This window comes from Paenibacillus sp. FSL R7-0340 (assembly GCF_038002205.1).
GTDB classification, from domain to species: domain Bacteria; phylum Bacillota; class Bacilli; order Paenibacillales; family Paenibacillaceae; genus Paenibacillus; species Paenibacillus polymyxa_B.
In genome coordinates this window covers 4,753,598-4,773,126 of record NZ_JBBOBY010000001.1, presented here as the reverse complement: position 1 = coordinate 4,773,126, position 19,529 = coordinate 4,753,598, and the positions used below count along the sequence as shown (strand labels likewise).

The 19,529-nt window shown below is 46.2% G+C and carries 15 protein-coding genes, 1 pseudogene and 1 riboswitch; of the genes and pseudogenes, 8 read left to right on the top strand and 8 right to left on the bottom strand.

Annotation, left to right across the window (positions count from 1 at the left end):
* The first annotated feature begins 368 nt into the window (after positions 1–368).
* Together MKX59_RS21365 and MKX59_RS21360 are read left to right on the top strand one after the other, a co-directional pair.
* Positions 369–932 (top strand): GbsR/MarR family transcriptional regulator, encoded by a 564-nt coding sequence (locus MKX59_RS21365; protein ID WP_028543060.1) that lies wholly within the window; start codon positions 369–371, stop codon positions 930–932.
* 153 nt (positions 933–1,085) lie between these two features.
* Positions 1,086–2,567 carry a carboxylesterase/lipase family protein gene (locus MKX59_RS21360; RefSeq protein WP_068939842.1) on the top strand — a complete coding sequence of 494 codons (1,482 nt, stop codon included), beginning with the start codon at positions 1,086–1,088 and terminating at the stop codon, positions 2,565–2,567.
* 143 nt (positions 2,568–2,710) lie between these two features.
* Here MKX59_RS21360 and MKX59_RS21355 read toward each other — a convergent pair whose 3' ends face one another.
* The 6 genes from MKX59_RS21355 to MKX59_RS21330 form a co-directional block, all read right to left on the bottom strand.
* Positions 2,711–4,741, bottom strand: coding sequence for a methyl-accepting chemotaxis protein (locus tag MKX59_RS21355; RefSeq protein ID WP_053324890.1), 2,031 nt, complete (start codon positions 4,739–4,741; stop codon positions 2,711–2,713).
* A 240-nt stretch (positions 4,742–4,981) separates the two neighbouring features.
* On the bottom strand, positions 4,982–5,929 hold the full coding sequence (locus MKX59_RS21350) for a DMT family transporter (protein WP_023987584.1): 948 nt from the start codon (positions 5,927–5,929) through the stop codon (positions 4,982–4,984).
* A gap of 172 nt (positions 5,930–6,101) precedes the next feature.
* A riboswitch (FMN riboswitch) is annotated at positions 6,102–6,246 on the bottom strand.
* Between the two features lie 121 nt (positions 6,247–6,367).
* A complete protein-coding gene (locus MKX59_RS21345; RefSeq protein WP_069080825.1) occupies positions 6,368–7,063 on the bottom strand; it encodes an ABC transporter permease in 696 nt (231 codons plus the stop codon).
* Positions 7,056–7,979 carry an ABC transporter ATP-binding protein gene (locus tag MKX59_RS21340; protein WP_075153913.1) on the bottom strand — a complete coding sequence of 308 codons (924 nt, stop codon included), beginning with the start codon at positions 7,977–7,979 and terminating at the stop codon, positions 7,056–7,058. The genes MKX59_RS21345 and MKX59_RS21340 overlap by 8 nt, the downstream gene beginning before the upstream one ends.
* A gap of 108 nt (positions 7,980–8,087) precedes the next feature.
* Complete coding sequence (locus MKX59_RS21335; RefSeq protein WP_049828512.1) at positions 8,088–9,032, bottom strand: sensor histidine kinase; 945 nt, start codon at positions 9,030–9,032, stop codon at positions 8,088–8,090.
* A gap of 1 nt (position 9,033) precedes the next feature.
* Complete coding sequence (locus MKX59_RS21330; protein ID WP_023987588.1) at positions 9,034–9,741, bottom strand: response regulator transcription factor; 708 nt, start codon at positions 9,739–9,741, stop codon at positions 9,034–9,036.
* Positions 9,742–10,009: 268 nt separating this feature from the next.
* Here MKX59_RS21330 and MKX59_RS21325 point away from each other — a divergent pair, with 268 nt between their 5' ends.
* The 3 genes from MKX59_RS21325 to MKX59_RS21315 all read left to right on the top strand — a co-directional run bounded on the left by MKX59_RS21325 (position 10,010) and on the right by MKX59_RS21315 (position 12,766).
* On the top strand, positions 10,010–10,513 hold the full coding sequence (locus tag MKX59_RS21325) for a DUF6933 domain-containing protein (protein ID WP_340858892.1): 504 nt from the start codon (positions 10,010–10,012) through the stop codon (positions 10,511–10,513).
* 100 nt (positions 10,514–10,613) lie between these two features.
* A complete protein-coding gene (locus MKX59_RS21320) occupies positions 10,614–10,922 on the top strand; it encodes a hypothetical protein (protein WP_013309242.1) in 309 nt (102 codons plus the stop codon).
* A gap of 212 nt (positions 10,923–11,134) precedes the next feature.
* The gene (locus MKX59_RS21315; RefSeq protein WP_340858890.1) at positions 11,135–12,766 is read left to right on the top strand and encodes a formate--tetrahydrofolate ligase; all 1,632 of its coding nucleotides are present in this window, start codon (positions 11,135–11,137) and stop codon (positions 12,764–12,766) included.
* 24 nt (positions 12,767–12,790) lie between these two features.
* Here MKX59_RS21315 and MKX59_RS21310 read toward each other — a convergent pair whose 3' ends face one another.
* On the bottom strand, positions 12,791–14,521 hold the full coding sequence (locus MKX59_RS21310; protein WP_340858889.1) for an ABC transporter substrate-binding protein: 1,731 nt from the start codon (positions 14,519–14,521) through the stop codon (positions 12,791–12,793).
* A gap of 109 nt (positions 14,522–14,630) precedes the next feature.
* Positions 14,631–15,623 carry an ABC transporter substrate-binding protein gene (locus MKX59_RS21305; RefSeq protein ID WP_160789477.1) on the bottom strand — a complete coding sequence of 331 codons (993 nt, stop codon included), beginning with the start codon at positions 15,621–15,623 and terminating at the stop codon, positions 14,631–14,633.
* A 235-nt stretch (positions 15,624–15,858) separates the two neighbouring features.
* Between MKX59_RS21305 and MKX59_RS21300 the strand changes: the two are divergent.
* The 3 genes and pseudogenes from MKX59_RS21300 (at position 15,859) to alr (ending at position 19,334) form a co-directional block, all read left to right on the top strand.
* Positions 15,859–16,491: pseudogene (locus MKX59_RS21300) on the top strand (LysE family translocator).
* Positions 16,492–16,601: 110 nt separating this feature from the next.
* Entirely contained in the window at positions 16,602–17,879 is a 1,278-nt protein-coding gene (locus MKX59_RS21295) for an outer membrane lipoprotein-sorting protein (protein ID WP_340858887.1), read from the top strand.
* A 258-nt stretch (positions 17,880–18,137) separates the two neighbouring features.
* Positions 18,138–19,334, top strand: coding sequence for an alanine racemase (gene alr, locus MKX59_RS21290; RefSeq protein WP_340858885.1), 1,197 nt, complete (start codon positions 18,138–18,140; stop codon positions 19,332–19,334).
* The last annotated feature ends 195 nt before the right edge of the window (positions 19,335–19,529 follow it).

Sequence of the window (19,529 nt, the reverse complement as noted above, 5' to 3'; positions counted from 1 at the left end):
AAACTGTTCATAAAGTACGTACAGAAAAAACTGTACAAAGTTTCCTTTGATATGCTCCTTCGTTCTATAGAATGCTCAAACATTCGGAACTTTACAACCGATAGTGCTTTTTTTAAAATAGACAATGAAATATAACCATAAGAAAAAGATTTATGTATATCCATAATTTTAAAAGTTTACTATCATTAGCAATTTTGCGAATTATGATTTTGAACGATCCATGCTGTTGTAATATAGACAGAAGCTTTGTTTTTGAAACATTTCATTTATATTGAAAGATTTCATACATTGCGTCAAAGCTAATCTTTTACGGGTAAATCGTTCATACTAGGTTGTGCAAAATGCTCTAAAATTAGGAGGTTGCAAGCATGAGCTTGTACCAGTTAGGTGATGAGCAGCAGGCTTCGCTGCAAAAAATTCGCAAACGTGTTATAGAAGCTATAGGTAAAAACATGGACCTGTATGGGATCACTTTGTCTGCGGGGCATTTATACGGTTTGCTTTTTTTTGCGGATAAACCGATGACGCTGGACGAGATGGGCCGTGAAATGGAAATGAGCAAAACGAGCATGAGTACAGGAGTTCGAACATTATTGGATCTGAAAATGGTAAATAAGGTATGGAGCAAGGGCTCACGCAAGGACTTGTATGAAGTCGAATATGACTGGCATCAAACCTTCACTGATTTCTTCGCTATTAAATGGAGAAAAGCGGTAGAAACAAATTTACTGGTGTTGCGCAAAGCCATTGATGAGCTGGACAGATTGATGAATCAGGGGGAAGAGTACGAGGAATTTAAGGCGATTCTTCAGCAAGATCGTATGAAAATGAAGCAGGCCGTCGCTTATTACAAGTGGCTAGACCGACTAATTGACTCTATGGAAAGCGAAGAAATTTACAAGCTGATTCCCAAAGAAGAAGTTCGGGATTAATCGCTATTTCTCTATCTTGTTTATAAAAATGCCGGAGCGCAAAAGTGCTTCCGGTATTTTTTGGTTTGGCCGTGTGCAAAGGGTATAATAGAGATATGTAAAGATTGATATTATACCGTTGTGTTGAACATACGAAATAAAGGAGGCTTCATGATGGAGAGTATTACAGTACATACTCGTTTAGGTCAATTACGTGGGGAAACGGGGAATGGATATCATGTATGGAAAGGTATCCCATATGCACAGCCTCCTATTGGAAAACTACGTTTTCACGCACCCCAGCCTTTGGAGTCTTGGGAGGGTGTACGGGCTGCGACGAGTTTTGGGCCAATCTGTCCGCAACCTATGCCATCCGCTGAAAGCATGACTGGAAATCTGGTGGAACCGCCTGAGCAGTCAGAGAATTGCTTATACCTGAACATTTGGACACCTGCTTCGAAGGCTCCTGAGAAGGGACGTCCGGTGATGGTGTGGATTCATGGCGGTGCCTTTGTCACGGGGTCCGGGATTATACCTTTATATGACGGGGAACGCATGGCGAAGAATGGCGATGTTGTGGTTGTTACGATCAATTATCGATTGGGGCCGTTAGGATTTTTGCATCTGACTCCAAAGGGAGATGGCCTGACCTCTAATGCGGGACTGCTGGATCAGATCGCTGCGCTGGAATGGGTTAGGGATCACATCTCTGCCTTTGGCGGTAACCCGGATGAAGTAACGGTGTTCGGTGAATCGGCAGGGGCGATGAGTATTGCCGCTTTATTGGCGATGCCAGCAGCTGAGGGACTGTTCCAGCGTGCGATTTTGCAGAGTGGTGCGTCGCAGGTATTGTCAACTTCACAGGCTGAACAAGTGACGGCTGTGTATCTGCAGCAGCTGGGTGTGGACACTCAGCATCCAGAACGGTTGTTTACGCTGCCGACAGATGCGCTGATGCTAGCTATGGCGAAGACGCATGAAGTCATCGGACCAGGGATGGCGATGATCTATCAACCTGTCGTGGACGGTGTGACCTTGCCAGATGTACCGCTGTCTGCAATCGCGCAAGGTTCAGCAAAGCAGGTATCCGTTTTGATTGGAACGAACTTGCATGAGGGGGCCTATTTCATCCGAAAAGAATCCCATCTAATGAACAAGTCAACAGCGAGTCAGGCATTGGAGATGATGACGGGCATGTCAGACATCGGCGACCTGATAGAACCATTTCCGGTTACGATTGAGGGACAGGCGCAAATGTTGACTGATCTATTTTTTTGGCGTCCTGCGTTGGCTCTTGCTGTTGCGCAGTCGGCGCATACGCCTGTATGGATGTATCGTTTTGATTGGACATTGCCGGGGCATCCTACCTTTGGACAAGCGGTTCACGGTGCCGAAATTGCGTTTGTTTTCGATAATCTGGAGCTGCTAGGTAAGCTTGGATTAGAGATTCAACCGTCGATGCAGAAGCTGGCTCAAGCTATGCAGCAGGCATGGGTTGCTTTTGCACGTGATGGGAAGCCTGTGCTGTCGGAGGGGGCTTGGCCAATGTACGACAGGGAAGAGCGGACTACAGCTATTTTCCATCAGGATATTAAGGTAGAGCACGACCCCGAAGGAGATAGACGCCGTCAGTTAATCGGTCAGATGACCATATAAGTAGACAAGAGAGAGCATCCTAAGAACTCTAATGTAAAAAGCCTTCGCCCGTAATTTGTATACGGACGAAGGCTTTTGTTAGTCATAAGATGTATTGCTGTTCATTCTTACTTGCATGAAATTGCAACGCTGCAATGTGTAAGTTAAATCTTAAATCGCTTAACCAGCTGTTGCAAATCCTGCGCCATGTTGGACAACTCCTGAGACGAAGATGCGATTTCCTCCATGGCCGCCATTTGCTCCTGAGCGGCAGCAGATGTTGTCTGCGAACTGTCCGCTGAATTGCGAGACAGACTTGCCAAATGGGTGACAGTAGCGGAAACTTCCTCTGTACTGGCTGAGATTTGTTCAGCTGCAGCGGATACACTTTGAATTTGTTCCACGATATGAGATGTAGAGCGTTCAATATTCGTAAATGCACCTTCTGCATCTTGGCTAATACGTAATCCTTCACCTACCTGGTTACGAACATTACCGTTCATGGTAGCGGTGGAGCGTTGAATCAAATCGAGCATCTGAGTAATGATCTGACTGATGGAATCCGCGCTTTCCTTGGATTGCTCAGACAGCTTGCGTACCTCTATAGCGACTACGGCAAATCCACGTCCGGCTTCGCCTGCTCTGGAAGCTTCAATAGACGCGTTCAGAGACAACAAATTGGTTTGCTTGGCAATAGCGGCAATAGCTGTATTCATCTGCTTCGCATCGTCCGAGAGCTGGGATAGCTCATCCATCAGGCTAGCTGTTTGGCTTACAGCTTCCAGAATACGGTCCATTTGTGTCCGCACATGGCTGATCATTTGACTGCCTTGAGCCACATCATGCTCGGTTTGTCCTGCTGAATCCACGATGGAGCTTGCCGATTCGGCAATGGTGCTGACACCCTTCGCCATTTCTTCAACGGCATTAGCGGTTTGCTCGGACGCCTCGGCGCTGGTGGCTGCATTTTCCGCGGATTCCATAACCGTTTCCGCTACGTGTTGTACGGACTCCGTCGTTTGCTCTGTGCTTTCCTTGATCATCAGAGAAGAGGAAGCAAGTCGGGAGGACGTTTGATTGACCTCGGAAACCATCGTATGCAAGGAATGCGTCATCTGGTCAAAATTCTGTGCCAGTTCGCCGAACTCATCCTTGCTGGATAGATTAACACGTTCGGTCAGATTTCCGTCACGGACGATGCGTGTTCCTGCTTGCAGCTTGCGCAGCGGAATTAAGAACGAGCGGACCATAAGCACAATGATGATTGCAGCGGCAAGTATGGAAATGACAATCACAATTAGGCTTTGCTTCAGAATCGGTTGGGCTGCATCACTGTAATCCTCCAGATCCGACAGTGCGACAATGCTCCAACCGGTGAGAGGGTCCTTAAGTGTAAAGGCCAGCATATCTCGATTCATAAATTGAATTTGCGACATGGAAGGAGTATCATTTTCGACGGTTGTCGCCACTTCGGGAAGTCCCTCTATGGCGTCAGCAGGTTTTTTGCCTGCCTTGTTAAAGGCTGTTCCAGTCCCAGATACAACTTTATGTTCAGAATCAACAATAATGAGTCCTCCGCGTTCACCAATCTTAACAGACTGCAGACTTTCACCCATTTTGTCCAGATTCAAAGCCAATGAAACAGCTCCTTCACCGTCCTCCAGCGTTCCCGATATATTAACGACTAAATTCCCTGTCGTGACGCTGGCAACTGGAACACCGACGAATACCTTTCCCTTTTCCAGCATTGCATTTTTGTACCATTTTCTCTCCCGGGGGTCATAATCGTCCTCCTGTTTTTTCGGCGAACGTATGTATTGCCCTTTCGCATTGCCGAGAAGCGCGGCATCTAGCTCGGGATGAGCCTTGACGATGACATCCAACTTTTTCTGAAGGGCCTCTTGGTTGGTACCAATGGAATCAGATTTGATTTCAGTGGTAAGCACGTCCAGGTCTTTCATAATGGGCGCTACATACTGATTGACATTGCTTCGGATCAGATACAGATTCGTGTATACGGAACCGCCCATTTGCTGACTGAGTTGTGTCGTAGCCCCCTGATAGGAAAAGTACCCGATAAGTACGCTCGGAATCAATAACACAGCCAAAAAAGATATTATTAATCTTGTCCTCATTAAATAAAACTGCTTGAGAAACCTGTTCCACCACGGAACTGTTTGTTTTGTTTTAGTCATAGTTATTGCTCCTCTGTGTCTGATGATCACTACATTGTTTTATTCGACAGAAACCGACGAATTTTATAGATGTAATCTTTGAGAAACGAGGAATAATTGCATGTTTTAGACACTTTTTTCGGAAAATAGGTCTAAAGAACTATGATTTATATGAATACGAATACATAAAAAGCCAAATCAGAGATGCAAAAGCATCTACACAATTTGGCTTGGGTGAGTCATGTAAGGGACATTGAACTGTTAATTTTTTTGCTGACGTGAAATCATAAAGAGCGTAATCCAGATGAGCATAAAACCAGTCAATTGCGCTACAGTGACAATTTGCTGAAATGCGATCCAGTTAATCACGACACCAACCATGGGAAAGCTTAATTCTGCCATCGTAGCATAAGACGCTTTGGTCGTACTTAAGCCTTTGTAATACAGCAATAAGCTAAGAAGACCCGGAAGCAATGCCTGCAATAGCAGATTGATAATCACAGCTGCGCCCGCCCATGTACCGGCAGGCATATTCCATGGCGCATGCTCTACAGAGGTGAGGACAATCAGCAGAGGGAGCGCGACCATGAAGCGGAGGGAGGTTACCGTTTCATATTTCATTGAACGAAGCAAGTAACTTCCCATGACTGTCGAACCGCCCCACAGAACTGCTGCACCGAGTGCAAGTAGACTACCGACCTGGACAAAATCACGAACATGTCCGAAGGGGAGCGACCAACCGAAGGTCAGAAGATACGTCCCGAACAGAGCGACGACAATTAATAATCCAAAATGACGCGGCAACATTTCCTTCAAAATAATACGAGCTAGAATAATAGCGACCAAGGGTTGAAGCTTCTGGAGTAAGAGTACAGCATTCAAATCACCATTGCTGAGTGCCATGGTGAAAATTACGCTGGCCAGAGCCGAGCCACCCCACGAGACGAACAAAATAGCGAAAACTTGACGAAGCCGTACCGCTTTGAGCTCCTCACGATGCTTCCACAACATCGGTGTCAGAGCGAGGAAAAGCAGCACATGCTCCATTAGTACAATTTGTGTTGAAGTAAATGACTTTAACAAAATAATACGAAACAGCGGGTCTGCGCCCCACAAGGCTGCTCCAATTGCGACCAGCCAAAAACCACTTTTCATGTGGGAGCTACGATCAAAACCTTTGGATGTTAGTACAGTAGAAGATTGACTCATACTCAATTAGCTCCTTGCGAATACAGGACCGGTGGCACAAAAACCCCCGTCCATGGCGAATGGCCATGCAAGACGGGGGTTGATCAAATAAACTTGCCGCTTTATGCAAGTTAAATGAAGTTACTGCAAAACCAATAACGCAGTATTCATCCACTTCGCGGCATGTTGATATTTCGATCTTCTTCCATCCGGACTTTACCGTCGGCTTTGGCATCTCACCAAATCAGTCCGTATCCTGTTGCCAGATACAGAGTCGCGGGCTTAGCTCCATGAGCCATACCGCCGGTTGGGAATCTCACCCTACCCCGAAGATCCTTATTCCGTTTTTAATTTCTCCTATAGGATATACCTGTTTTAGAATGAAGTCCAGTGAAAAATGTGTGTATATCGAACAATGATTTTCATCTGTTTTTTGAAAGCGCTCTACGAAATTACATATTACGAGGTAATATCCTTATACTCAATACGTCGAATCGCCGCATAAGCCACAAGCATTCCCAGTATAGAGAAGCCGATTTGCACGGGGGCTATGGAGCTAAGTGTAGCGCCGTTATTATTGGAGAAAAGCAATGCTACAATCAGGATTGAGGTCACAATGGTGGTGGGTACAGAGTATCTTCGCATCCCCATATACAGCGGAACCAGTCCCATAAAGCTGGCAGCAACGGCATTGATTAACGTCCGTGCTGATTGTTGCCCCAGTATGGAAAGAGTAAGGTTATCCGGTACAATCAAAACAAACTGGTTGAGCAGATGAATAGCAGCCGTAATGATTATTTCCGAAATAATAATGGACAAGAACGTGAACAGTAATACGACCAAGAGTTTGGCGATCATCAGCTTTTGACGATGAATCGGATACATGAACAAGATCGTAATCGATTTGGACTTAAATTCCCCGACGATAAAGCGGCATAGGAGAACGGAAGCAAACACAATAAATGTAGCTCTTACAAAATTGTCTATTAGATCCAATAGTTGAGTGTACTGTGTGAATTCAGGTATTCCTTCACTTTGACTTTCCAGCGCAATAACACAGAGCAGCCCAAGAATGCATGCATTGGCGATCAGGGCTGAACGGATATAACCCGTCAGATGGAATTTTTTCAGCTCCAACTGCATCAATTTAAGCATGGAGATCACCTCCGTTTAACAGGCGAAAAAAGTAGTCTTCCAGCGTGCTGCTTTTCTGATGAATGGAATCCACCTCTATATCATTTAAGATGAGCGTCTTCGTAATTTGTTTCTGCGGTACATTTGTATCGTAAATACGTATACTCTGTTCATTTATCACCTTTATATTATTCAGGCTCAAATGATGGGAGAGGACGTAGGCCGCCTTCTTACAATCGTTGGTCGTAAATTCGATGTATTCCGTATTGGTTTCCCGCATCTGCTCCATCGATACTTCCTCAATCAGTCGTCCGTGATTAATCACGCCCACCGTATCCGCAATCTGCTCTATTTCCGCTAAAATATGACTGGACACGAGCAGGGTCATCCCATATTCCTTGCATAGCATGTGGAATAGTTGGCGGATTTCCTTGATTCCCACTGGGTCCAGACCATTAATGGGTTCATCCAAAATGAGTAGCTCTGGCTTAGTCGCAATAGCGCGGGCAATCCCGAGACGTTGTTTCATTCCTAGCGAAAAATCCTTTACCGGCTTGTCATCTGCATTTCGCAAATTCACTAATTCCAGGGCATCCTGAACAGCCTGCTTATTATAGTAGCCCATATATTCACAATGAAGTTCGAGATTTTGCTGTGCCGTCAGCCTGTCATAAAAAATCGGGTATTCAATAATTGAACCCATCCGTCCGAGCAGATGATACGACTTCGGCGTTAATTTTTCACCGAATAATTCAATTTCACCCGATGTCGGCTTGAGCAGATTCGTAATCATTTTCATTATCGTCGTCTTGCCTGCCCCGTTAGGACCGAGAAATCCATAGGTTTCTCCCTTGCGCACATTCATACTGACTCCCGCTACAAGTTCGTTGCCCTTCAGGGCCTTGGTCAACTGATGTGTACGTATTACGTAAGTCATGGGTGTTCTCCCTTCGTATACTGCTGATAATTCAAGGATAAAGGGCAAAATGTTCATTTTTCTTTCGTGATTCTTACAAATTTATTAAGTTGAGCATGTTTAGTTCGACTAATAGTTGATTTTCTTCAATGTAAAAGAGAAGACCGTCCGCTCATATGGTCTACTAGTTAATTGAATTTCTCCGTTCATCGCTTCAACCAGGCGTTTGGCAATCGTAAGGCCCAGTCCGCTGCCTTGTACCGCCTTATTGCGGGAGTCCTCCAGTGTGTACATGCGTTCAAAAACCTTGTCCTGCTCAGATTCCTGTATGCCTTTCCCACGATCCCATATCTCGATACACACCGTATCCTGCTGTTCCGATAGAGCCAGACCCAGCGTCCGTCCGTCTGCCCCGTAGCGAATGGCATTCGAGATCAGATTGTTCAGTACCCGCCCAATCGCTCCTTCGTTCCCCAAGGCATGAATGGGGTGCTCTGGGATCTCAATATGCACAGTAAACCCCTGTGCGGTCAGCAGGTCATAAAACTCCAAAATGCTGCGTCTGCACAGTTCTCCCACTTCCAGTCGAGTCAATGGAATATCCGTATCATTAGCCTCCAGCTTCGCCAAGCTAAAAAAGCTGCCGATCAGCTCAATCGCCTCGCTTGTCTTTTGATGAATTTTGGATAGCAGCTTTATACGTTCTTCTGGCAAAATAGTCGGATCGCCATCCAGCATCTCGGCATATCCAAGCACAACCGTAAGCGGGGTCTTGAGATCGTGGGAAATGTTCGAAATCATTTTGCGCATAGCGATTTGGCTACGGTTGTAATCGGCAGACACTCTGAGATTCAAGTCCAGTAGTCGGTTAATTTCCGTCATGAGTCGTTGCAGTTCAACGTCACCTGTGACATATAGCAGCTTTTCCGCATGATTCACCGTCACGATCCGCTCTAGTAGGGTTCGGATATCCTTTATTTTGCGCTTATAGGCCACACGCTCCCGCCAAAGCCATACTATAACGATTGACATGATGAGGACGATAATCCATTGAGAAATGTTTTCGATGTTCATATCAACCATTCTCCCATTTGTAGCCAATGCCCCATAGCGTTTTAATGTGGACAGGATGAGAGGGATCTTCTTCGATTTTCTCACGCAGGCGGCGAATATGGACGTTAATCACGTTCTCGTCGCCCATATAATCGTCTTTCCAAATAAATCCGTATAATTGTGCTTTTGTAAATACCCGATTCGGATTGGCTACAAACAGCTTCAAAATATCGGACTCTTTGGCTGTTAGCTGAATTTCATTTTCATTGCGTATGACTGTAAAATGATCAAAATCTATGCGCAGACTGCCGTAGGTCAAAACTTGTGCTTGCGGCTGTTCCTCCTGCTGTTGCTGACGGGCATATGTAGTAGATCTGCGGATCGCGGACTGAATACGAGCGGTCATTTCCAGCATTGAAAAAGGTTTGGCAACATAATCGTCTGCCCCAAAGCCCAGTCCAAGCGCTTTATCCACATCGCTGTCCTTGGCTGACATAATCAGAATAGGTACGGCGCTGTGGGTACGGATTCGGCGGATCACCTCCATACCGTCCACCTTCGGCATCATCAAATCCACCAGTACCAGATCATAGGTATGACGTTCAAAGGCAAGAAGCCCCTCTTCCCCGTCATAGGCAGTGGTTAGACTGTATCCTTCCTTAGTGAGTGCTTTGAGTAGCATTTCGGCGATGGATAGATCGTCTTCAATAAGTAAAATATGCTGTGACATAGGTGTGGAACACCCCTAATTTTTAGATTAAGCTCGCGTGACGAACTGTACCTGAATTATATAGAGCAGTGGAGGGGATTTCCATAAAAAATATCCAAAGAGAAAATTAATGTGTCTGGTAATATATCATTCCCCTATATTATACTGAAAGAGTTTATAATCGGATGTTTGGAATACGGTGTTATAATATCCGGGACATGCCTCATGTAAGAGACTAGGTATGTCGAATCACGCTGCGGTACAGGACCGTCAATAAAGGAGAGCAACGATGTTTGTTATACGAGGAACACAAAAACTGCTGAAGGAATGGGAGACTGAACCACTTCAAGTTGATATTTATCCGCCTTTGAATAGTTGGCATGCCAGCTTGTTTTTACTTAATCGAAGAAAAAATATAGTGTTTATGCATGATATATCCCGCTTAAGCATCACGCTTTTTGGGATTAAGAAATCGCAGTACAACAACCTGCCAGTTCTTTTTGTGCAAGCTTTGAAGGAATTAATGATCAGTGAAGGCTTTGATGAGAAGATTGTAAAGGCATACACACAGGAAGGCGAGCAGATGCTGGCTACGACGACGAATAGTCATAGTGTAATGGGAACCTTGGATGAGATTATTTTTATCATGAAGGAACTGGATATGGAGCATGGGTGCGAGCTGGAAAAAAACCAGTGGAATAACCGGATTGTTTTCAAAACTGTTGAATACAAGTACCCTGTTGATGTTTTTAAAGAAATGCTAGAAAAGCATTATAAACTAGAGAGTATTTGAGAAATTTATGATTTTACCGAAATTAAGTTCCATTTATTCCCTCTGTCCTATATAATCTAATATAGTTCTAAAAGACTATATAAAGAGAGGTAAGGGGTAAATGAAGATTAAATTAAGAAATAAAACTGGAATGATCAAGGAACGCAAAGTAGGTTTTTCATGGACTACGCTCTTTTTCGGTTTTTTCCCTGCGTTGTTTAGAGGGGATTGGAAGTGGGCAGTTATTATTTTTCTGGTATCGATCCTTACGAGTGGGGCGTCCAACTTTGTATTTTGCTTCATTTATAACCGCTTACATATTAATGATCTGCTGTCCCAAGGCTATGGTCCTGCTACTAAGAAATCCCAAGCTATCCTGATTTCCAAGGGATTTATTGCTGAAAATTACGCTGCTAACTTTGCAGGTTAATTTGAGAGCTGCTTGTTAAACGAGACGTATCAAAAGAGCATCCACCAAAGTCCATGCGGGCGGGGAATGCTCTTTTTTTATAACTCACATGATAGCAACGCTTGCGATGAAATGAATCATAGCGCAATAAGCGGCACACTTTGGTAAAATAAAACGATACAGGGTTTGGCACCATCAGTCAGACTTATAAAACGGGGGGTACATAACGAAAGATGAAGAGGATTATTGATATAGCCAAAGAAGCAGGAATTGAAGAAGAACATTTGGAAACGCATGGAAAATATAAAGCGAAGCTGAACCCGTCCCTGTGGGAGCAGTTAAAGGATCGCCCGAATGGAAAGCTGGTGCTGGTTACAGCGATGAATCCCACGCCGGCGGGAGAAGGAAAAACGCTGACAACCATCGGACTGTCACAGGCGCTGAATGCGCTGGGGCATAAAACCGTTGCTGCGTTGCGTGAGCCGTCCCTTGGCCCTTGCTTCGGCATGAAAGGAGGAGCAACCGGGGGAGGACAAGCCCAGATTGTTCCAGCAGAAGACATTAACCTGCATTTTACAGGTGATATTCACGCGATTTCAGCTGCGCATAATTTGCTGGCAGCGATGATCGATAACCATTTGTTTCATGGAAATGCTTTGCGGTTGAAACCGGAGCGGATCGTGTGGAAACGCGCTGTCGATATGAACGACCGGAGTTTACGAAATATTGTGACCGGATTGGGGTCAGGTAATGGAGCGGTGAGAGAAAGTGGCTTTCTGATTACCTCAGCTTCAGAAGTGATGGCGGTATTATGTTTAAGTGAAGATATGGACGATCTTAAAGTTCGATTGGGTCGGATGGTGATTGGTTATAACGTAGATGGCGAAACGGTAACAGCTGAGGAACTACATGCGGTGGAAGGTATGGCTGTGCTGCTTCGGGAAGCATTGAAACCCAATCTGGTGCAAACGTTGGAGGGAACTCCAGTTATTGTGCATGGCGGACCTTTTGCGAATATTGCGCATGGATGCAGTAGTTTGATCGGTACGAAGCTAGCCCTGAAGCTGGGAGAGGTGGTCGTCACGGAGGCTGGATTCGGGGCTGAGCTGGGGGCAGAAAAGTTTTTTGACATCAAGTGCCGTCAATCCGGTTTGCAGCCAGATGCGGCTCTGTTGGTTGTAACCGCCAAAGCGCTGAAATATAACGGCGGTGTAGCTAAAAATGAGCTGGACGTAGAAAATCTGGAGCAATTGCAACTTGGATTAGCCAACATGAACCGGCATGTACGGAATTTGCAAAAGTTTGGCGTGCCAGTACTGGTAGCGGTCAACCATTTTGTAACAGATAGCGAGGCCGAGCTGGAACTAATATTCTCGGAATGCCGCAAGCTGGGTGTACCCGCAGAGCTGTCACAGGTGTGGGCACAGGGAAGCCAAGGGGGAGAAAAGCTAGCCCAAAGCCTGCTCAACCTGCTCCAGGAGGACAAAGCCCATTTTGCACCATTGTATGAGCATACACTTGATTTGCAAGCGAAAATTAGTGTCATTGCGAAGGAACTTTACGGTGCGGCAGAGGTAGCTTACACTCCTGCGGCCAAACGGGCGTTGGCCGGTATGGAGCAGCTTGGTTTTGGACAACTGCCTGTATGCATGGCCAAAACGCCGTATTCTTTCTCAGATCAACCTTCTCTGCTAGGTGCACCGGAGGGCTTTACCATTCACGTGTCCCGCGTTTCTTTGTCCGCAGGGGCAGGCTTTGTGGTCGTGGAAACAGGCAATACTATGACGATGCCAGGATTGCCCAAATCCCCAGCAGCTGAGCATATGTCGCTGGAGGCAGATGGGAGCATTCAAGGTCTAATGTAGTATCTTTAGAAAAATGGCAGCTTCTCAGGATGGAGTGCCAAGCAGTTTGGGCAGTGCAGTAAGCAGTTTTTGCCGGGTCATGGCATCGCTCCAGTTCCAGCGGTCAGCTTCTACGAAATATACCCGACCTTGACGTACAGCAGGAAGGCTGCGCCAGAGAGGGCTGCTGATCATACGTTCCAGCGTACGTTTGGATTCTGGAGCTGTTGGGACAAGCATAAAAATGCGGTCCCCGGCGTACTCAGGCAATTCGTTCGGATCTATTTCTGCGAAGCCTTGTTCCGCGTCGAGCACCTTTTGGATCAGCTCAACGGGCTGAAAGCCCTGTGGGTGGTAGAGGGCCGACGAGAATCCGGACATCCCCATGACAAAGAGCCGATCACCATGATCGAAGATGAAGACGGAGGCCGTTTCTCCGGCTGTGATTTGCGTACCGAGCTGCTGCCACATTGCCAGATTGCGGGCTGTAAAGGTAGACAACCAGCGTTCGGCCTCCCGCTCCTTACCGAGCCAGACGCCAAGTGTACGCATCCGTTCCTCCAGCGTGGCGAAGGAGTTGAAGGTGACGGTGGGAGCGATACTAGCAATGCGCTCATATTCCTGTTCATCCGAATTGGCGATGATAATTAGATCGGGATCAAGAGCGCTGGTCAAGCGAATATCCAGTGGAAGGCCCACATCGGCGACATTCACAAGACGATGTTTATAGACGCTGTATTCACTGAGTCGCAGACTTCCACCGATGGCTTTGGCCCCTAATGCCAATAGATCGCCCATCGTTTCTCCATGATAGATGATGCGGCTTGCTCGGCGCGGAATGTGAATATGGTGACCCGTCCAATCCTTGACGCGCACAGAACCGGAGACAGAAAGTGCGTACTTGCCAGGGGGAATCCCGGTCATTTGCCTAAACCGTCGATTAAAATAATATTCGTCAGAGAAACCAACCTGACGGGCAATTTCACGTAAAGGCCGTTTGCATTCCAGCAGCAGCCGCTTGGCATGGTTCAAGCGCAGCTCAGTGAGGTAATGCAGCGGCTTTTTGCCTGTAATTTTACGAAACAATTGGGAGTATTGCCATATGGAAACGTTCGCTTGTTCAGCGAGCTGCTTGACGGTAATGGGCTTTTCATAGTAGTTTTCCATATATGAAAGGGTACCTTCCACCGATGCTGGCAATGCCGGATTAGAGGTATTATTTTGATCAATATGGGTGTGGTCTTCCTGCCACAACAAGAGCAACTCTTGAAACATGATTTGCTGCCGTAATACAGATGTTTGGTTATGCGGCTGTACCGTTTGTTGGGTACTATGAAATAACTCTTCAGTCAACTGAATAAGTTTGGAGGAAGAAGAGGAGGCAATGTATTCGCGTGGTCCCGGCAGGACAGGTTCATGATATAGGGATGGCATACGTGCTGCGTGTTCAGCCAAGGCCATGTCCGCTTGTGGTTCTGATGGCAAAGCGATGACCTCAAACGTGATTTTGTAGTATTCGGGTACAGTTCCATTCAGGGGAGCGATTTGATAGGATTCACCTGGAGCTAGCCAATACCCATGATCTGTATGGGATAGATACTGCTCTGGGCCAATGTCCACCATACCTGTCCCACCGATGAATATAAGAAGACAGTGATATGAATTGGGACGTGATAATAATTCATCGGTAGGCTCACCAACCAACGCAATTTCTTTAAAATGAAAAAGCAGTGAGCTGAATGGGGGAGGATATACGGACGACGGAGACTGGTTCACGGTATTGCTCCTTTTATTGAGAATGGTTATCATGTATGTATAAGTATACCTCCTTTAGGTTCAACAAAAAAGAAGCCTATCAACAAGTGTCGATAAGCTTCTCCAATTTTTATTTGATGAGCTTGGGCAATTCCTCCAGCAGCCATTCTCGAGTGGAAGCATCACTTTCAGTTTTGCCAATATCCTGAGTGTACACACGTCCCTGTTTGACAGCAGGAAGCTGGAGCCACAGCTTGCTTTTCATTAACTGTTCGGTGGATTGTTGGGCTTCTGAACTTGGTGTTCTTAGTATGAAAATCCGATCTCCAGCGTATTGTCCGATCACTTCCTGAGATATTTGTACAAATCCTTTGTCCTCATCCAGTGCTTTCTGAATAAGAGGAGTAGGCTTGAAACCATTCTTTTCATACAGTATTTGTGACAGTCCTGTCCGTCCCATTGCGAATAAACGGTCGCCAGGATAGTAGGTAAACACTGAAGCGGTTTCCCCCGCCTTAACACCCTCTGCGTGAAGCTTGGTCCACATCTCCGCTTCCTTTATTTTATATTGGGCAAGCCAATCTTCAGCAGCCTTTTTCTTATTCACAATGTCTCCGAGATGCAGCAAACGTTCGTTTAACGGGGCAAAGGTATCGAACATAATTGTAGGTGCAATTTTTGTTAACGCTGCGTATTGTTTTTCATCTGTATCGGCGGTAATGATTAGGTCAGGCTGTAGTTCCAAGGTTTTTTCCAAATTAATCGGGAACCCCAGATCGGCCACGTTCTGAACCTGCTTCTCATAAACCTTGCCTTCAATCATAGAAGTCGATGTACCTATAGCTTGTACGTCTAAAACCAATAGATCCCCATAGTTTTCTCCGAAGTAAGCAATGCGCCCAGGAGTCGTGGGAATGTTCACTGTATGTCCCTTATAGTCTGTGTAGTCACGAGTTGTGGCAGCTTCCGATGTTTTTGTTGATGCTGTTGTGTTGCTGCTTGCAGTCTGATTGTCAGATGCGCCGCATCCCAGCAGCAATGCCCCCATAAGAAAGAAAAGGCAGATCAGAGCAGTGTATTGTCGAGTAGAATTTTTGTTGATTGTCGAGTTCTTGTTGACCATAGCAACCTCCGTATAATAGAATGATTCAGAATTTTGTAAATGAGAATTATTATCACAAAAGCAATGATAAGCGCTGGACCCTCAATACTCAATGGACAAACTTGGTCAATGAATCCGATTTTGTACAAAATAATTCTCATGTGTTCTTAGCTCATTTCGGTTTTTCAAATTTTATTGATTTGTCATTTTTTAAGGTATAGAATATCATTTTTATACATTTGAAAGGGGTTTTGAAATGGCATTGTTTATTACATATGTTTTACTAGGTTTCTCTATAGCACTACCTGTAGGTACAATTACGGTTGAAAGACGAAGCAAGGGCTAAAGAATGGATTCATGCATGGATGGATTGTGGGCCTTGGGGGGATGACCGTCGATTTGTTATTAATCATTGGTTTATATTTTGGTCTGGCCTCTGTTTTGTCATTATCTGTTGTACAGGTGATCATGTGGCTCATTGGAGCTATATTTTTGTGCTACGTGGGGTACGACAGCATTAAAAATGCGGATCATGATATTGCACTGGAAGGAGAAAAAAAGACGAAATCATTATTTTCTTCCTATAAAAATGGACTGCTTGTAGCTGTTTCACCGGGGAATTTAGTGTTCTGGGTGAGTGTTTTTGGGACTGTGCTGGCAAGCTCATTTGATCAGTCAAATACAAGTCAATTCTTGGTTGTTGGCTTAGGTATTTTGTTTGGTATTCTTATCCATGATTTAGGCTTGATGGCCCTTGTTGCGACAACACGAAAAGCGAATGAATCGAACCGCCATCAAGTGGGTCACGATCAGTGCTGGTGTGGTCTTGATCGGTTTTTCTTTTTATTTCCTGTATGAATTTATGATCACTCTCCAAAAGATTTTATAGCATTACACAAGGATACGTTCAAGCTTGTCATGCCAGTCTGCATAAATCGAACAAGTCCTTCATAGACATGTACTAATTCATTTAAAACATGTGCTGAAGGGGTTGATGACATGCGCCGGATTTCATGGATGCTTGCCATGGTCATGTGTGTAACGCTGCTACTGGCCGGGTGCGGCAAGAAGAGCGCGGACGATGTGGTTAAAGATTTGAGTGACGTGGTGAGCGACCTGAACAGCTACCACGGTACAGCTTTGATGACGCTGCATACCGGCGACACGCCGCAGGAATACAAGGTTGATATTTCCTACCGCAAGCCGTCCTATTACCGAATTGCCATGACGAACGAGAAAAAGGATGTTACGCAAATTGTGCTTCGTAATGATGAGGGTGTATTTGTACTGACACCCAGCCTGAACAAAAGCTTCCGTTTCAAAAGCGACTGGCCAAACAATCAGGGTCAAGTATATTTATATGAAACGTTGGTTCGCAGCATTATCGGCGATGCCTCCCGTCAGTTGGCTACCGACGATAAATCCTATGTGTTTGATGTGGCAGCGAATTACAACAGCCATGCGCTGGTGAGACAAAAGATATGGCTGTCCAAAAATGACTATGCACCGACTCAGGTACAGGTGTCTGATGCGAATGCCAAGGTAGTTGTTGATCTGAAATTCGATCAATTTGCTTTTGATACGAAGTTTGACAAGGACTCTTTTGATATGGAGCGGAACATGGCTTCAGGTAAGACGAGTACGGGTAGCGAAGGGGCGCCATCTTCCGGAGCAGTGGAGCCCAGCGGTCAGCTTGATCCTTCCGGTGCGATAGATGGGACGACTGGCGTGACGTCTGGCGAACCCGGACAAGAGCAGGGAACAGCAGGGGATGCAGTCCAGCAGCCGTCAGGGGAAGCGAAGGTGGACGGTACTGCCACAAATGATACGTCCAAACCGGACGCAGCAGCCAACGCAGAGGCGCAGCAACAAACCCCGGGCACATCGGATGCCGCAAACGGAACGTCAGCGGGAACAGATGCGGCAGAAGCTGTGATGGGTGAGTTCGGCTTAATCGAACCGTCCTACACGCCAGCCGGAGTACAGATCAAGGATACGCCGGAGCTGGAGGATAATGGTACACATGCCGTGATGCTGCGGTATAGTGGAACGTATAATTATACCATTGTGGAGGCGCGTCCAAAAGATCGGGCAGTCGCACTAGCCGCAGGCGAACTGGTTGATATTGGAGGAAGCTTTGCCGTTCTGACCGGAGGCGAACAGCAGACGATGACCTGGATGAATGACGGAATCGAGTTCAGAATCACCAGTGCTGACCTGCCTGTGAGCGAAATGATACAAATTGCCGCTTCTATACAGGATCAATCGGGTAAATAAAACTTTATAGACGGATGCAGACGGTCTAGAGTGTAAAAATGCTCTGCTGCCGCCCGTATCCGTCTTTTGTTCATTCGCGGTCTAGGATGTGTACCGCTTGTATGTCGTGTTCATTGTAGAGGATGCAGGCAAACGTCTCCTGCCATTGACAGCCACGTTTTTGAACATTACCATTAACCTTTGGAAGCAAGAACTTTGCCACACTCCGAATGGTAAAAGGTTATGTTACAGGCTAACAATTGAAGAAGGTGACTGGATTTGCAAGCACAATACAGATCGACCCGGGCCGAAATCAACCTGGATCACCTTGGCGCCAACTATGAAGCTTTTCGCAAGGCATTGCCAGCGGATAAGCTGATACTGGTCTGTGTCAAGGCTAATGCCTACGGACACGGTGCCGTGGAAATTTCAAAGGAATTGGAACGCCTTGGTGCGGATTATTTGAGCGTCGCTTTTCTGGATGAAGCGTTGGAGCTTCGTCATGCGGGGGTTCAGCTACCGATTCTTGTACTCGGCTATACCTCACCGGAAGCTGTACAAACGGCTTGGGAGCATGATATCTCATTGACTGTGTTCAGTGAAGAAGTGCTGGAGGGTATCCGCAGACTGGACCGCCAAGGAAACGAACGCAAGCTGAAGGTGCACATCAAAATAGACAGTGGCATGGGAAGACTGGGTTTGCTGCCTGGAGAAGAGGCTATGGCTTTTGTCCGGCAGGCTCACGAATTAGAGCAGGTGATGCTGGAAGGCATGTACACCCATTTTGCCCGCGCGGATGAAGAAGACAAAAGCTATACACTGCTACAATATGATCGGTTTCGGGGCGTGGCGGAAGCGCTAAGGGAACAAGGTATTACCATTCCCATTATACATACGGGCAATAGCGCCGCCACCATTGATACCCCTTCTCTTTCCCCCAATATGGTGCGGATTGGTATCAGTATATACGGTCTGTATCCGTCTGATGAGGTTAATCGGCAAGCCATTGAGCTGCTGCCTGTATTGTCATTGAAGACGGCGGTGGTTTACACCAAAACGCTTCCTCCCGGCTGGGGAGTTAGTTATGGCACCCGGTATGTAACCTCCAGTGAAGAACGGATCGGTACACTGCCAATCGGCTATGCGGATGGATACTCCCGCATGCTGAGTGGGAAGATCGAAGTGTTGATACGCGGTCGCCGCGTCCCGGTACTCGGTACGATTTGCATGGACCAGTGTATGGTATCCTTACAATCTTTCGCAGAAGATGCGGAAGAAATCCAAACCGGCGAAGAGGTTGTTCTCATCGGCCAGCAGTCCGGCGAAACTATCGCGGCGGATGAGTTGGCATCCAAGCTTGGTACGATCCACTATGAGGTGATCTGCATGATCGCAGATAGGGTACCGCGTGTATACACACGAGGTCATGTTCCTGTTGTTCGAGTGAACTCGCTTCTTCCAACCCGCTGGTATTAATTTCATAACGCAAATTACCGAATAAAAGCAGGAGTTTTCGCAGAACGTCCCGAAATATGTACAAAGGAAAGAAAAGAGCGCTATAACTGTCAAAAGACGCATCAGGCTCCGCTGACACTTGTATTTCGGGGATCAAACGCCTGTACGAAAACGAACTGCGTAGTTTATAATGGAATGCAGCATAGATGATATACG

What these genes read in the sequence shown, in the direction of transcription:
- MKX59_RS21365 (WP_028543060.1), top strand. Translation starts at nt 369, where the DNA reads ATGAGCTTGTACCAGTTAGGTGATGAGCAGCAGGCTTCGCTGCAAAAA.
- MKX59_RS21360 (WP_068939842.1), top strand. Translation starts at nt 1,086, where the DNA reads ATGGAGAGTATTACAGTACATACTCGTTTAGGTCAATTACGTGGGGAA.
- MKX59_RS21355 (WP_053324890.1), bottom strand. Translation starts at nt 4,741, where the DNA reads ATGACTAAAACAAAACAAACAGTTCCGTGGTGGAACAGGTTTCTCAAG.
- MKX59_RS21350 (WP_023987584.1), bottom strand. Translation starts at nt 5,929, where the DNA reads ATGAGTCAATCTTCTACTGTACTAACATCCAAAGGTTTTGATCGTAGC.
- MKX59_RS21345 (WP_069080825.1), bottom strand. Translation starts at nt 7,063, where the DNA reads ATGCTTAAATTGATGCAGTTGGAGCTGAAAAAATTCCATCTGACGGGT.
- MKX59_RS21340 (WP_075153913.1), bottom strand. Translation starts at nt 7,979, where the DNA reads ATGACTTACGTAATACGTACACATCAGTTGACCAAGGCCCTGAAGGGC.
- MKX59_RS21335 (WP_049828512.1), bottom strand. Translation starts at nt 9,032, where the DNA reads ATGAACATCGAAAACATTTCTCAATGGATTATCGTCCTCATCATGTCA.
- MKX59_RS21330 (WP_023987588.1), bottom strand. Translation starts at nt 9,741, where the DNA reads ATGTCACAGCATATTTTACTTATTGAAGACGATCTATCCATCGCCGAA.
- MKX59_RS21325 (WP_340858892.1), top strand. Translation starts at nt 10,010, where the DNA reads ATGTTTGTTATACGAGGAACACAAAAACTGCTGAAGGAATGGGAGACT.
- MKX59_RS21320 (WP_013309242.1), top strand. Translation starts at nt 10,614, where the DNA reads ATGAAGATTAAATTAAGAAATAAAACTGGAATGATCAAGGAACGCAAA.
- MKX59_RS21315 (WP_340858890.1), top strand. Translation starts at nt 11,135, where the DNA reads ATGAAGAGGATTATTGATATAGCCAAAGAAGCAGGAATTGAAGAAGAA.
- MKX59_RS21305 (WP_160789477.1), bottom strand. Translation starts at nt 15,623, where the DNA reads ATGGTCAACAAGAACTCGACAATCAACAAAAATTCTACTCGACAATAC.
- MKX59_RS21295 (WP_340858887.1), top strand. Translation starts at nt 16,602, where the DNA reads ATGCGCCGGATTTCATGGATGCTTGCCATGGTCATGTGTGTAACGCTG.